Origin of the sequence: Psychrobacter cibarius, assembly GCF_904845955.1 — a bacterium.
Lineage (GTDB): Bacteria > Pseudomonadota > Gammaproteobacteria > Pseudomonadales > Moraxellaceae > Psychrobacter > Psychrobacter cibarius_B.
On the sequence record NZ_CAJGYX010000006.1, the window covers coordinates 39,291 to 53,145 of the forward strand.

Annotated in this window: 14 protein-coding genes; 7 read left to right on the plus strand and 7 right to left on the minus strand. The window is 42.5% G+C overall.

What is annotated here, in order from left to right; genetic code table 11:
* Positions 1-52 precede the first annotated feature (52 nt).
* The gene (locus JMV76_RS11760) at positions 53-766 is read right to left on the minus strand and encodes an RluA family pseudouridine synthase (protein WP_201502827.1); all 714 of its coding nucleotides are present in this window, start codon (positions 764-766) and stop codon (positions 53-55) included.
* Between the two features lie 369 nt (positions 767-1,135).
* Here JMV76_RS11760 and trxA point away from each other — a divergent pair, with 369 nt between their 5' ends.
* From trxA to JMV76_RS11775, 3 genes are all read left to right on the plus strand, one after another.
* Complete coding sequence (gene trxA / locus JMV76_RS11765) at positions 1,136-1,462, plus strand: thioredoxin (protein ID WP_201502828.1); 327 nt, start codon at positions 1,136-1,138, stop codon at positions 1,460-1,462.
* Between the two features lie 526 nt (positions 1,463-1,988).
* Positions 1,989-3,257 (plus strand): transcription termination factor Rho, encoded by a 1,269-nt coding sequence (gene rho / locus JMV76_RS11770; protein WP_055125334.1) that lies wholly within the window; start codon positions 1,989-1,991, stop codon positions 3,255-3,257.
* 567 nt (positions 3,258-3,824) lie between these two features.
* Entirely contained in the window at positions 3,825-4,064 is a 240-nt protein-coding gene (locus JMV76_RS11775) for a hypothetical protein (RefSeq protein ID WP_055125335.1), read from the plus strand.
* A gap of 188 nt (positions 4,065-4,252) precedes the next feature.
* On the opposite strand, the gene ypfJ is transcribed toward JMV76_RS11775, so the two are convergent.
* Positions 4,253-5,143 carry a KPN_02809 family neutral zinc metallopeptidase gene (ypfJ, locus tag JMV76_RS11780; RefSeq protein ID WP_201502829.1) on the minus strand — a complete coding sequence of 297 codons (891 nt, stop codon included), beginning with the start codon at positions 5,141-5,143 and terminating at the stop codon, positions 4,253-4,255.
* 522 nt (positions 5,144-5,665) lie between these two features.
* Between ypfJ and JMV76_RS11785 the strand changes: the two genes are divergently transcribed.
* Positions 5,666-6,022, plus strand: coding sequence for a hypothetical protein (locus JMV76_RS11785; RefSeq protein WP_045452446.1), 357 nt, complete (start codon positions 5,666-5,668; stop codon positions 6,020-6,022).
* A 234-nt stretch (positions 6,023-6,256) separates the two neighbouring features.
* Here the strand turns inward: JMV76_RS11785 and JMV76_RS11790 are convergent, their stop codons facing one another.
* From JMV76_RS11790 to rpmI, 5 genes are all read right to left on the minus strand, one after another.
* Entirely contained in the window at positions 6,257-6,556 is a 300-nt protein-coding gene (locus tag JMV76_RS11790; RefSeq protein WP_045445928.1) for an integration host factor subunit alpha, read from the minus strand.
* A 247-nt stretch (positions 6,557-6,803) separates the two neighbouring features.
* A complete protein-coding gene (gene pheT / locus JMV76_RS11795; protein WP_201502830.1) occupies positions 6,804-9,218 on the minus strand; it encodes a phenylalanine--tRNA ligase subunit beta in 2,415 nt (804 codons plus the stop codon).
* A 71-nt stretch (positions 9,219-9,289) separates the two neighbouring features.
* Positions 9,290-10,345 (minus strand): phenylalanine--tRNA ligase subunit alpha, encoded by a 1,056-nt coding sequence (gene pheS, locus JMV76_RS11800; RefSeq protein ID WP_201502831.1) that lies wholly within the window; start codon positions 10,343-10,345, stop codon positions 9,290-9,292.
* Between the two features lie 344 nt (positions 10,346-10,689).
* Entirely contained in the window at positions 10,690-11,046 is a 357-nt protein-coding gene (rplT, locus tag JMV76_RS11805) for a 50S ribosomal protein L20 (protein ID WP_025651520.1), read from the minus strand.
* A gap of 150 nt (positions 11,047-11,196) precedes the next feature.
* Positions 11,197-11,394: a 50S ribosomal protein L35 gene (gene rpmI, locus JMV76_RS11810; RefSeq protein ID WP_010197866.1), complete on the minus strand. Its 198-nt coding sequence runs from the start codon at positions 11,392-11,394 to the stop codon at positions 11,197-11,199.
* 598 nt (positions 11,395-11,992) lie between these two features.
* On the opposite strand from rpmI, the gene JMV76_RS11815 reads away from it, so the two are divergent.
* From JMV76_RS11815 to tatA, 3 genes are all read left to right on the plus strand, one after another.
* Positions 11,993-12,436, plus strand: a complete 444-nt coding sequence (locus tag JMV76_RS11815; protein WP_055125338.1) for an acyl-CoA thioesterase — start codon at positions 11,993-11,995, stop codon at positions 12,434-12,436.
* A gap of 113 nt (positions 12,437-12,549) precedes the next feature.
* Complete coding sequence (hisIE, locus tag JMV76_RS11820; protein WP_201502832.1) at positions 12,550-13,410, plus strand: bifunctional phosphoribosyl-AMP cyclohydrolase/phosphoribosyl-ATP diphosphatase HisIE; 861 nt, start codon at positions 12,550-12,552, stop codon at positions 13,408-13,410.
* Between the two features lie 188 nt (positions 13,411-13,598).
* The gene (tatA, locus tag JMV76_RS11825) at positions 13,599-13,841 is read left to right on the plus strand and encodes a Sec-independent protein translocase subunit TatA (RefSeq protein WP_045445916.1); all 243 of its coding nucleotides are present in this window, start codon (positions 13,599-13,601) and stop codon (positions 13,839-13,841) included.
* The last annotated feature ends 14 nt before the right edge of the window (positions 13,842-13,855 follow it).

Genomic DNA, 13,855 nt, shown 5'->3' on the forward strand with positions numbered 1-13,855 from the left:
ATACGTTCCTTGTTTTTGCATGATGGGTTTAAAAAATTTGGCATAAATTCATTTAAAAAGGGCTTGGACTTTCCCAATCCATCCACGCACCAAGCGTAGGATGCTTGAGACGCAATTGCTGGGCATGGAGATTAAGTCTTGGCGCAATCGCTAAAGCCGTACCTTCTGCATAAATAGGATCGCCAATCATCACATGACCCACATGCACCATATGGACGCGCAGCTGATGACTACGACCCGTAACAGGCTTTAGCATTACGCGCGTGACTGTCTGACCGTTGCACTGCTCATGGCTGATGACTTCATATAAAGTTAAGGCATGCTTTGACCAGCTAGGATCGACGATATGGCGCGGTTTCGTCTCTGGCTCATAGCGCACTGGTACGGATATCTCACCCGTTGCGCCGACATGCTCCCACTCTCCAAAGACGCGTGCCTGATATTTTTTTTGTGGCAAACGTTCAATGAATTGCTTACTAATATGGGTTTGCGCGGCAGCATTCTTGGCAAAAATGAGCAGCCCTGAGGTATCCATATCTAGACGATGAATCAGCTTGACCGCGGGATTGGCACGCTCAAGTCTTGCCAGCAAACTAACCTTGAGCGTTTTGCCATCGACACTCAACAGACCTACAGGCTTATCAACCACCCAAATATCATCATCTTCGTAGACAGTAATCTGTTGCGCAAATGCTTGAAAAAAATCAAGCGGATAGGCGTTTTCTTGAGCATTGAGGGCGTTGACTTCTTCAGCAGTAAAAGGCATAAAAATAGGCACTTATATAAATGGGCTTGAATGATTAATGAGCTTACATATGAAAGCTGTCTTAAGTGGTAGATATTAGAGTATAGATATAGTGTGATAAACCGCTTATTTTTGAGCAAAAGACACAGACAGTATTATCAAGTGACAGATAAAACCATGCCTATGTCGTTATGTGTCGATTTATTGTGCTAATCGTAATTGTTAAACAATTTAACCAGCCTGCATCTGTTAACCCTGAGCAAACATGTTAATATAATGGCACATTTTAACCACTTCTAAACGCTTCTTTGGTCACCCATCATTCTATTATGCAACAAATATATTAGTTGATGGATGGCGATAGAAATAATAAAACAAGAGAGATAAATTATGTCAGACCTTATTTTACATACTACCGATGCCGACTTTGACAAAGACGTATTGCAATCAGATGTGCCAGTATTGGTAGACTTCTGGGCAGCATGGTGTGGTCCTTGTAAAGCAATCGCCCCTATTTTAGAAGATCTAGCCACTGAGTACCAAGGTAAAGTTACAATCGTCAAAGTTGATGTGGATAGCAACCCACAAGCAGCCAGCCGTTTTGGTATCCGTAATATCCCAACGCTATTTGTCTTTAAAGATGGCGAAAAAGTTGATTCAGTGATGGGTCTGCAGCCAAAAGCTGAATTGGCAAAAGTGTTAGACAAGCATCTCTAAGTTGAGACTTGCTCGTTTTGCATAAGCATTCTAAAGAGACAGCATCACCGCCGAAAAAGTCATTATCTAACGTAGATAGTGGCTTTTTTGCTTGTTTTTTATGCAAAAAACTCAATTAGACGACTTTTTTGGCAAAATTTATTGACAATGCTATTGTGAAGACCGTATAGTCTGCTGACAACAGAAAACTAACGGTTTTCCTAACTGTCTTATCGCTATTCTCCTCGTGTTTATCAACAAAAACACAATCGTCGTTATAAACACCATTGCTGAACGAAATGACTAAACACAATTACTGATATTGAGTTTTTGACGCAGACTCTTATGTAGACTTCTTTATCCTTATTTCTTATTACCTTGCATAAACGATTGCAATTCGTATATAAGCTGACACGTAATATCCAAACTACATAAATCCAGCTCTGTGCACGCACCCTCTATCACCATACTATCGTTGTTTTAATCACTGTCGTGACTTGTGCTGCTAATGGCATCTCTCATCTGATCAATTGCTAATGACCTATCTATGAATCTTACTGAATTAAAGAAAAAATCAATCGCTGAGCTATTGGCTATCGCCAAAGAAATGGGTCTTGATAATATGGCGCGTAGCCGTAAACAAGACATCATCTTTGCTATCCTAAAAACCCATGCGCGGAACGGTGAAGCCATTTATGGTGACGGCGTACTTGAGGTTCTTCCGGATGGTTTTGGCTTTTTACGCTCATCAGAAGGCTCATACTTAGCCGGTCCTGATGACATTTATGTCAGCCCTAGCCAAATTCGCCGCTTTAGTCTGAAGACTGGTGATAGTATCGCTGGCACGATTCGTCCACCAAAAGATTCTGAACGTTATTTTGCGTTATTGAAAGTTGGCGAAATCAACTTTGATACCCCAGATCGCTCACGTCATAAGCTTATCTTCGAAAACCTGACACCTCTATTCCCAACTGAGCATTTAAAACTCGAGCTTGGTAACGGCACTACTGAAGATCTTACGGGTCGTATTATCGATCTAATCGCGCCGATTGGTAAAGGTCAGCGTTCTATCATCGTCGCACCGCCAAAAGCGGGTAAAACAATGCTGCTACAGACCATCGCGCAGTCGATTACTCGTAATAACCCTGAATGCTATCTCATTGTCCTATTGATTGATGAGCGTCCAGAAGAAGTCACCGAAATGGTACGTACGGTACGCGGTGAAGTGGTTGCCTCTACCTTTGATGAGCCGCCACAGCGTCATGTACAAGTCGCTGAAATGGTTATCGAAAAAGCCAAACGTTTGGTCGAGCACAAACAAGACGTGGTTATTTTACTGGATTCGATTACTCGTTTGGCGCGTGCTTATAACACAGTTATTCCGTCATCAGGCAAAGTATTGACTGGTGGTCTAGACGCCAATGCGTTAGAGCGCCCAAAACGCTTCTTCGGTGCCGCACGTAATGTCGAAGAAGGTGGCAGTTTGACCATTATTGCCAGTGCGCTTATCGATACGGGTAGTAAAATGGACAGCGTTATCTTTGAAGAATTCAAAGGTACTGGTAACCAAGAGATTACGCTTGAGCGCGATCTGGCTGAAAAACGTGTCTTCCCTGCGATTAATATCAAAAAATCTGGTACACGCCGTGAAGAGCGTCTGCTTGATGAAGATAAACTGCGCAAGGTTTGGATTTTACGTAAACTGCTTCAGCCAATGGATGGCGTACAAGCCACTGAGTTCTTACTGGACCGCTTAAAAGAAGCGAAAACCAATGACGAATTCTTTGAGCAGATGAAACGTAAATCACAGAACTAATGATAGATCCGTGCTGCTTTGCCATACTCAATAGATAAGCCAATTAAGTAGAAAAGACCGCATTCGTGCGGTCTTTTCATTTTGTATTCATTTTTTATATATTCAGGCATGTCCTGAATTTATAAATGGCAATAAAAATGAGAACAGACCTTAATGCCTCACTATTAGACGCCAAAAGTACTATTTTTAAAAACAGTTAGCTTACTATCAATATAAATACAATAACCCTAAGCAAAACCCCTACCAACGATACAGTGGAGAAACATCCTTTACAGGCTATTTGCAAAGCTTAGCGCTTTTACTACGCCTAGAAATTATTATATGGGTTAGTATAGGAGCCAGTATAGATATACTCTGCTATCACGTGTTAATAGCAGTATAATTTTCGAGATATTTAACATCCTTGATGTAATCCTTACTAATGCAGACCTTTGTATGTCTTGCGGTAGCACAATAGATTATTCTAAGATACTTGCCCAAATATTTTAATACAGCTTACTATCGGTATTAAAATTAGTGGTAATAAAAATATCGTATTTTGATTTTGATAACCTAACAGGTGATACTATGAAATTTGCTAAAACTATCGCAATGACTGCTCTTACTAGCTCTGCCCTTATCATGGGTGGCTGTGCAACTAATGGCTACAATAGTGGCTTGAGCAATACCGCTAAAGGTGCTGCTGCCGGCGCTGCTGCTGGTGCACTTATTAGAAGTGGCGGCGATAGCAAAGACATCGCTCGTGGCGCACTTGGTGGTGCTGCAGTAGGTGGCGCTGGTGCTTACATTCTTAACAACAGCAGATAATCGCTAAATGATTATTTGGTGCTATCAAGACCGTTTTTAAGCATTTCAACTGTGTGTATTTTAAATCTATTGAATATGCCTAAAACGCTCTAAAATACAAAAAGCCTGCAATCGATATTGCAGGCTTTTTGTTGGATCGCCTTTTTTAGGCGATAGTTACTACGCTAAAATATCATAGCGATACTAACCTATAATGCCCCGCTAAAAGTATCACAAGACTGCACGTTGCCACTCTCCAAACCACGAGTGAACCACTGAACACGCTGCTGACTGGTGCCATGGGTAAAGTTATCAGGTACGACTGCTCCACCGCTAGCACGCGCTAAACGATCATCACCGATTTGACCAGCGGCATTGATGGCCTCATCGATATCACCTGCCTCCAAAAACTGTACACGCTCTTGGTTACGTTGTGCCCAAACCCCAGCAAAACAATCAGCTTGTAGTTCTTGTAGTACTGATAGCTTATTGGCTTGTGCACGAGTGACTTGACGGCTGGCTTCATTAACTTGCTGACTGATGCCTAACAAAGTCTGTACGTGGTGACCAACTTCATGCGCAATAACATAAGCTTGCGCAAAATCGCCCGCTTTACCTTGATTATCTTGGTCGCCAGAGCCTTGCTTATCACCCGTTATACCGAGATTTTGGCGCATTTCTACAAAGAAAGATTTGTCTAGATAGACAGTCTGATCGCCTGGGCAATAAAATGGGCCCGTCGCGGAGCTAGCACTGCCGCAGGCTGAGCTAACTTGACCATTGAAGAGAATCAATGATGGCTCCTGATAGGTGCTGCCTGCTTCTTTGAATATTTGATGCCAAACTTCTTCAGTATCAGCCAAGACTACTTTGACAAACTGCGTATCTCGATCGTTACTTGTCGCAGGTTCGGTAGCGGCACTGTTATTGCCAGCGCCTGCTACTACTTGACCCGTCTGTAAAGCGGTCATTGGGTTTACCCCAAATACCAGCCATAAAATGCCAGCAATAATAATTCCACCGATACCACCGCCTATCATTTTGCCGCCACCACTACTGGTGCGCACATTGGAACTGCCGCGTCTACCTTGCCATTTCATTGTTTCATTCCTCAAATATACGATATATATATATTGCTACTCGTATTGATGATTTTTTATATAGTGTAATTTTGACTCAATTCTTTATTTTTTTGATCAAATCCGATTTCTGATACGTAAGTAATGCCAAAGTATTTTTGATAAATTCTACTTTACTGGGCTCTTGATATCGCACTAATCAAGACATTTAATGACTATTAAACTCCTAATAGATACAATAGATGCTTAAAAACATAGTAGAAATCAAGACATCGAATAAGTCATCAGAATAGGGTGATGTCATTGATTATACGTCTATTAATTTGGCTCGTTGTATTAAAAATTATAACGAATAAGTGATGTAAAACACTATTTACAATTTTATTGTTACTTAATTGTACAGCCTATTTCTATTTATATAGAAATCCTATAGAATGCGTGAAAGCTGAGTAGCTGTAACTAAGACTAGTTGAATTCTGAGAAATCTCAGCTTTCAACCTTTTTTGCTGCTACTGATCATTTCATTTTCCCGGAGAAAACCTTATGAACTTAAAATTACTTGCTCTAGCTGGTATCATGACTGCAACTATGGGCCTTACTGCCTGTGACAGCAACAAAGAAAACGCTGCTGAAGATTTATCTGACGCACAAGAAGAAGTGCAAGATGCATCAGAAGAGCTAAACGAAGCTGCTGCTGAAGGTGAAGTAACTGCTGATGCTGACGCTGCTGTTGCTGAAGCTGAAGCTGACATCGCTGATGCTCAAGTTGCTACTGCTACTGACGAAATCGATGCTGAAGTACCTGTAGACGGTACTACTACTAGCGTTGACGTAGCTAGCGAAACTCCAGCTGTAGACGCAGCTGACGAAGTTGTAGTTATTGAAGAACCAGCTCAGTAATTTTATCGTTTATATGATAGAAATACTGTAGTAAAAAAAAGAGAGCCTAAGCTCTCTTTTTTTGTGCGTGTCATTTACCATTGTTCATGGTTATTCATAGTTGTATATGATATTTAATGTCTCTGATCAAATGTAGATCAACCATCTCACATTAATAATAAAGCGTAACTTTAACAACCATCATGAAGTCATGATATATTTATATGTTCAGTTTTATACGATTGACAGTTACTGCTACTCGTCAAATAGACGCTCATCAACTTGTTGACGGAATTTTTGCCCTGTTTTGAAAGTCACCACACGGCGTGCTGATACGGCGACTGGCTCTCCTGTCTTAGGGTTGCGACCTGGACGGCTATTTTTATCTTTAAGCTCGAAGTTGCCAAAGCCTGAAAGCTTGACCTCTTTGCCATCAATTAAACTTTCTGACAATTCATCAAAGAAATTCTCTACCAAACAGCGGCCTTCTTGGCGTGTTAGGTCAAGATGACTCATCAAATGCTCAATCATGTCAGATTTGGTTAAGGTGCTCACAGTACGACTCCTATGCTATGTCGTGATGTCGAATATCATGGTTTAGCGGTATGAGGGTTAATGCTAGCTATTATAAAGGTTTTCTAACCTCTTTTTAACAAAGACTGCTTTAAAATCCTTTATTAATAACCACTTAACTATTTTTATGAAAAAAAATTTTATAAAATCATAATTCTTATAAATAGCAATGCCCTATAGCCTCTTTAAGAGTGAGGCTACAGAGCATGTCTATGATAAGAGTTATATGTTAGCTGTCACGCAACTTTGCAGCATGTTGCTCAGTTAGTGCTTGCACCACTTTGTCAGTCGCGGTTTTAATGGCGTCATCAGATAGCGTTTGTGCATTGTCTTGCCATATTAGCGCAAAAGCTAATGAGCGCTGACCAGCTGGCACTTTGTCGCCTTGATACACATCAAACAGCCACAGATCAGCCAATAGCTCACCAGCTGCCGCGCGTATCGTCGACTCTAATGTCTGTAAGCTGATCTCACTGTCTACTAAAATGGCAATATCACGGCGTACTTGTGGAAATTTGCTTGGGGTGGTGATGGTATGCTGCTCACGGGCAAGGGTCAGTAATGGCGCAAGTGATAATTGAGCAACCCACGTAGCTGGCAAATCTAACTGCTTAGCCGTGTTAGGATGCAACTGACCCAACCAACCGACATATTCATCATCAATATAGAGCTTAGCACTTTGACCCGGATGCAAGAAAGCAAGCTCACTGCGCTCATAGCGAATATGGGCGCTATCCATTTGTGCAGGTAATAACTGCTCAATATCATGCTTAAGATCATAAAAGTCTAACGCACGGTTTTGATACGCTTGCTCGTCCCAGACATCGCCAACTGCTACTAACGCAATACTTGGTGTCTGCACCAACTCACTAATACTTTGACCAACAAAACTAAGCCCTGTTTCAAAGAAACGAACGCGTGGCTGCTGACGATTGAGATTATATTGCACGCAAGGCAATAAGCTTGATAGCAAAGTACGGCGCATCACGGCTAAGTCACTAGAAATAGGATTGGCCAGTGCCAGTACTTCTCCTAGGGCTTTGTCATCGAGCAAGGCTTCTATTTTTGCGTCACTAAAGCTAAAGCTAATCGCCTCCATATAGCCATTATCGACCAGCGCCAGCTTCATCTCGTGTGTCAAGTCTGCGGTATCGTCATAATCCATGCTGACTTGCAAATGCGGCAACACGCTTGGAATATTGTCATAGCCATAGATACGCGCAATTTCTTCGATGAGGTCTTCTTTAATACTCATGTCAAAGCGATAAGAAGGTGGCGTGCAAATCAGGCTATCGGCTTGCTGCACTACCTCAAAGCCCAATTGGGTTAAGATACGAACCATGACTGCTGGCTCAATCTCAATACCGATGACATCACGAACTTTAGCAATTGGTAAAGTAATCAGTGCGCGAGCTGGTAAATGCTCACTGCTTTCTGCTTTTACTATTTGTCCGGCTTGCCCACCAGTAACGCTAGTAATCAAATCAACAGCACGTGCCAGTGCCAGCTCTGGTAACTCAAAATCGACACCACGCTCAAAGCGTTGTGAGGCATCGGTATGTAACCCAAAACGGCGTGCGCGTGCGGCAATAGCTAGCTGACTAAAGAAAGCGCTTTCTACAATAATATTGGTTGTGCTATCAGTCACACTACTACGCTGACCGCCCATGATTCCGGCAAGTGCAAGTGCGCCTTTATCATCAGCAATGAGCAATTCATCACCCGTTAGAGTAATGGTTTGCTCATTTAATAAGACAATCGTTTCTTCAGGCTGTGCCAAACGCACCACGATATCGCCCTCGATAGTATCGGCATCAAAAGCATGTAGCGGTTGACCCAACTCCATCAATACATAGTTGGTCACATCAACCAAAAAGTTGTGCGAGCGTAGTCCTGACTGAACCAGCGCATCTTGCATCCACTTTGGGGTGTCGATGCTACGATCAATATTGCTGATTGACTGTAGTAAATAGCGCGGGCACGCTTCAATTGCACTAACCGTTACCGCTGGCGTAGCAGTACCAGCAGCGTTTTCAGTAGCTGCTACGTTGGCAGGAATATCAGGCAGCTGCATTGGCAAATCATTGATAACTGATATTTCGCGTGCAATACCGCGTACACTAAAACAGTCACCGCGATTTGGGGTGATAGAGATATCTAATATCTGATTGTCTAAACCTAAATACTCACGAATATCCATACCAATCGGTGCATCAGCTGGCAATTCAAGCAGACCATCGATGCTATCGGTTAAATCAATTTCAGACGCGCCGCAAAGCATACCGTTAGAGTCGACACCGCGTAGGTTACCGTTTCTAATTTCAAAACCTGCACCATTATCAGAAGGCAAAATGGCACCAACGGTCGCAACGGGTGCTTTCATACCAACGGTGACATTGGGTGCGCCGCAGACGATTTGTAACGGTTCAGCTGCACCAATATTAACCTGCGTAACGCGCAGTTTATCGGCATCTGGATGCTGCTCGACGCTGATGACTTCACCGACAACCACACCACTGAAGGCACGGGCAACCGCATAGCGATCATCAATCTCAAGTCCTGCCATCGTGAGTTGTTCGGCCAATTGCTCACTGCTATTGTTGGGGTTTACCCATTGACGTAGCCACTGTTCGCTAATTTTCATAAATATCTCAGATCAGAATTTTATAATAAAGGTTTTGGAGTAAAGGTAGAGGTATTATTAAATAATAAAATCTAGCCAAACTGCTTTAAAAAGCGTACGTCATTTTGGAAAAACAGGCGCAAATCATCGATGCCGTAATATAACATCGCGAAGCGCTCAATCCCCATTCCAAAAGCAAAGCCAGTATATTTTTCGGCATCAATACCGCAGTTGGTCAGCACCTGTGGGTGTACCATACCGCAGCCCATAACCTCAAGCCATTTACCATTGTCATCGAGGATGTCCACTTCAGCTGACGGCTCGGTAAAGGGGAAAAATGACGGACGGAAACGTACAGTCAGCTCTTTGGCAAAAAATGCTTCTAAGAACTCGCTAATCAAACCTTTTAGCTCGGCAAAAGTGCTCGACTCAGTGACCATTAAACCTTCTAGCTGATGGAACATCGGCGAATGCGTTTGATCCGAGTCATTGCGATAAACGCGACCTGGGCAAATAATGCGAATAGGCGGTTCATTCTTTTCCATGGTGCGAATCTGCACAGGACTAGTATGCGTACGTAGCAGATAATGCGCATCAAAATAGAAGGTATCGTGCATCGCGCGCGCTGGATGATGCGACGGAATATTAAGCGCCTCAAAGTTATAATAATCGCTTTCGACTTCAGGACCAGTAGCAACGTTAAAACCTGCTTGTATAAAATACTGCTGCATACGCTGGGTAATCATGGTCACTGGATGCAAATGACCTTTTTGACCACCGCGAGCAGGCAAGGTGATATCAATACTTTCGCTTGCAAGCTTGGCGTTTAATGCCGCGACTTCTAGCTGCTGCTGCTGCGCTGTTAACGCTTCTTGAATACGGCTACGGACTTGATGTAACCAGCCGCCGTAGGTCTTTTTATCGTCGCTGCTGAGTTTCCCCATCTGCTTTGACCAGCCAGTTAATGGGCTCTTTTTACCCGTCAGTTGCACACGCAAATCTTGTAATAAGCGTACATCATTGACTTGTAGGATTAAGGCTTCAGCGGCACTGGCAAACTCGGTTAACTGTGCTTCATTAAGCTCGCTTAGCTCTGTGGACAAGGTCGGTAGCGCCGACAAATCGGTGGTAGCAGCAGGGGTAGTCATAAGACGCATTCTTCCTGATTTAAACGGACTATTAATAATAGTAATTGGTAATTGTAGGTATTTGACCAAATATTGCAAACCATTTACCCAGTCATTCAAAAATAATACCAGTGATATGAATGGCTTGAATATTTAGACGATAATAAAAGCTATCTCAAAAAAGCATATTTAGCGCTGGTGCTCAAAAAATGCGGTAACATTAGATAATGTGATATAAAAAAAGCCACCGACCAGCGGTAGCTTTTATTAATATCATACTATTAATCAATATTATCCCTGTCCATATAGATAACTACTTGTAAATTCTGACTAAACAAGCAGCAACCCTAAAGGAAGGTTAATATTTATGCTAATGCCGCTTTTGCTTTTTCGACCAACGCTGTGAAAGTCGCTGCATCATGCATAGCGATGTCAGCAAGTACGCGACGATCGACAGTGATGTTAGCCAATTTCATGCCATTTATAAAGCGGCTGTAGCTTAAACCGTTTAAGCGTGCACCAGCATTGATACGTGCAATCCAAAGACGACGGAAGGTACGTTTTTTGTTGCGACGGTCACGATAAGCATATTGACCAGCTTTAGTCACTGCCTGTACCGCTACGCGGTAAACACGTGAACGGGCACCGTAGTAGCCTTTTGCGCGTTTTAGGATTTTTTTGTGACGACGATTCGCCTGTACACCACGTTTTACACGGGCCATAAATTACTCCAAGATTTCTTTAATCATTATTAAACGAATCACGATGTCATCGAATAGTAGACATCGTTATCAGATTGCAAAGTCAGATATTTTTAATCTAGTCGCTATAAATTAAACAGCGCTTAATTAAAGCTAAATGACGATAGCCTACTAGATGTATGGGCACATGCGACGAACTGCTGCTTCGTCAGACTTGTCCACCATCTTTAGACCGCGCAACTGGCGAATACGCTTAGCTGATTTCTTGGTCAAGATATGGCTTTTGTTTGCTTGCTTACGCTTGAAGCCGTTCGCTGTTTTTTTGAAGCGTTTAGCTGCACCGCTTCTGGTTTTCATCTTAACTTTCATGATGATTTGCCTCTTTGTCTTTGATAGAACCTGGTCGTCAAATAGTTAATAACGAATAGTGGCTGTAAAAACACCCACTAAACCTCTATTTGCCTCGAGGTGGGAGGCGGTATTTTAGCAGATAATGCACTGTTTTGCCAAGGAAACTTTTACGCCTCGCCTAGGGCGTGTCCTCAATCTGAACGAAAGCAACCAAATGGACTAAAAACGGTTAGATTTTGCCAAGCTAAGTCAAATAGCTGATTCATATCTCGATATTATTTGCGCTACTTTCCTTGTTTGACGGCAATCTATCTCATTCTTATCATCATTTTTAAAATGAGGACACGCCTTAGTAGGCATGACAGTGGATAATGGGTATGAGCCCATTTATAAAGATTTTAGTCAAAACACTCATAAAACTGCGGATTTACCGCCAAATAGATTGAATGTCAGCTTAAGCTGTGCTTAAGTAGAGACTGAACCTTAGTATAAGCTGAGCGCTAATAATACAAAGTTATTTATAACACTTATCGAGCGCCTATCGTACGATGATGAAGCTACCAACCTACACCATGATTAGCAGCACTCATAGCCTGCAATCAATCTAGGAGATAACGTGTCAAAACAAGAATTAGACTTTGATAACGACATATTTGTCTTTGAAACAGTGATGCGTGTGCGTCATATTGAGCTTGATATGGCTCAGTACCTGACGCTCGAATCATTGACGGCATTGCTATGTGAGGCGCGGCAAAGATTTTTTTACTCTAAAGGTATTAAAGAGATCGATGCAGATTATCACGGTTTAATTATCGATGAGTTACAGCTAAGTATTGTTAGCCGCATACGGGCGCGTGAAGAGCTATTATTTGAAGTAGGCGTTGAGCCGTTATACGATAATGGTGGCACTATAGTGATAAAAATTACCCGTATGCATAATGGAGAAACAGTAGCCAAGGCGCGGCAGCATTTTGTCAATTATGACTTTCGCCTCAATAAGTCGATTGCGCTTGATAAAATTATGAAAGAAGCGCTGTACCCACATCTCTACAGGATTTGATATTGAGGACATACCCTAACACCAACCGCTTTTTTATTCAGACCATAAATACAATCCGTTACGATTCACTTATTCCTCTTTCATTTCTATATAAATAAGAAGACAGATATATTATGACTTTACCTGCTTGGCTGGCTGCCATAAAATTTAATGATGATGGTTTGATTCCTGCAATTGCTCAAGATCATAAGTCTGGGCGTATTTTGATGATGGCTTGGATGAATGCCGAAGCACTACAGTTAACCGCGCAAACGCAGACAGCGGTTTATTTTTCGCGCTCACGTGCCAAATTGTGGCATAAGGGCGAGTCATCGGGTCATACTCAGACCGTACATGATATTCGCTTGGACTGTGATGCAGACGTGATTGTCCTTAGTGTCACTCAGGCTGGCGGTATCGCTTGCCATACTGGTCGCGAGTCTTGCTTCTATCAGCGTTTAGATTTGTCGGGCCAAACGCCGGAATGGCAAACCGTCGATAAGGTATTAAAAGACCCTGCTGATATTTATCATTCAAGCGATGCAGCAAAATCCATTCCTAAAAGTAACGAGACGCAGGCTCACGATGTAATCCCTTCAGATGCCAACCACAGTCACAGTCACCATGACAACGACACTACCAATCGCTCTATTTTGCAGCAGCTTGACGGTGTATTGGCAGAGCGTAAACAAGCGGATGCTGATAGCTCGTACGTAGCAAGCTTATACGCAAAGGGTTTAAATAAAATCCTAGAGAAAGTTGGCGAAGAAAGTACTGAAAGTATCATTGCCGCCAAAGATTTTGCCAATTGCGACGAAAATAGCAATAAAGCGCAATATGATGACGCTCGTCACGAGCTCATCTATGAGGTTGCCGATGTCTGGTTTCATACATTAGTAGGACTGGCGTGGTTCGATATTGAGTCGGATGCGGTATTAAACGAGCTAGGTCGACGTTTTGGTCTATCAGGTATCGACGAAAAGGCGGCGCGATAGTTTCTATAAGCTTGGCCGTTGCCCTGTTTGATTATTGTTGATTTCACCTTTTTGTCACAAGTGCAGGTTATAATATAGCTCTGTTTTACTTCGCATTGTATGTCGAGGCTGTTTATTGAATATAACGATATTCGATACACCCAAAGTAGGCATACAAAGACTGAAAACCAAGACACAAGGATACCTTTATGGGTAGTTTTTCTATTACGCATTGGCTGATTTTATTGGTGGTAGTGGTGGTCGTATTTGGCACCTCGAAGCTTAGAAATGCTGGCAAAGATTTGGGCGGCGCAGTCAAAGGCTTCAAAGAAGCGGTCAAAGATGAAAATACTGAGCATGCTAAAAAGCATGTGGTGCTCGATCATGATGGCAATGCACACACTGAAGAGCGCCCAACCACCACCAAGGTTGATGACACGCATAATGTATAGCCTCTAGACAGTGA

What these genes read in the sequence shown, in the direction of transcription:
- JMV76_RS11760 (WP_201502827.1), bottom strand. Translation starts at nt 766, where the DNA reads ATGCCTTTTACTGCTGAAGAAGTCAACGCCCTCAATGCTCAAGAAAAC.
- trxA (WP_201502828.1), top strand. Translation starts at nt 1,136, where the DNA reads ATGTCAGACCTTATTTTACATACTACCGATGCCGACTTTGACAAAGAC.
- rho (WP_055125334.1), top strand. Translation starts at nt 1,989, where the DNA reads ATGAATCTTACTGAATTAAAGAAAAAATCAATCGCTGAGCTATTGGCT.
- JMV76_RS11775 (WP_055125335.1), top strand. Translation starts at nt 3,825, where the DNA reads ATGAAATTTGCTAAAACTATCGCAATGACTGCTCTTACTAGCTCTGCC.
- ypfJ (WP_201502829.1), bottom strand. Translation starts at nt 5,143, where the DNA reads ATGAAATGGCAAGGTAGACGCGGCAGTTCCAATGTGCGCACCAGTAGT.
- JMV76_RS11785 (WP_045452446.1), top strand. Translation starts at nt 5,666, where the DNA reads ATGAACTTAAAATTACTTGCTCTAGCTGGTATCATGACTGCAACTATG.
- pheT (WP_201502830.1), bottom strand. Translation starts at nt 9,218, where the DNA reads ATGAAAATTAGCGAACAGTGGCTACGTCAATGGGTAAACCCCAACAAT.
- pheS (WP_201502831.1), bottom strand. Translation starts at nt 10,345, where the DNA reads ATGACTACCCCTGCTGCTACCACCGATTTGTCGGCGCTACCGACCTTG.
- rplT (WP_025651520.1), bottom strand. Translation starts at nt 11,046, where the DNA reads ATGGCCCGTGTAAAACGTGGTGTACAGGCGAATCGTCGTCACAAAAAA.
- rpmI (WP_010197866.1), bottom strand. Translation starts at nt 11,394, where the DNA reads ATGAAAGTTAAGATGAAAACCAGAAGCGGTGCAGCTAAACGCTTCAAA.
- hisIE (WP_201502832.1), top strand. Translation starts at nt 12,550, where the DNA reads ATGACTTTACCTGCTTGGCTGGCTGCCATAAAATTTAATGATGATGGT.
- tatA (WP_045445916.1), top strand. Translation starts at nt 13,599, where the DNA reads ATGGGTAGTTTTTCTATTACGCATTGGCTGATTTTATTGGTGGTAGTG.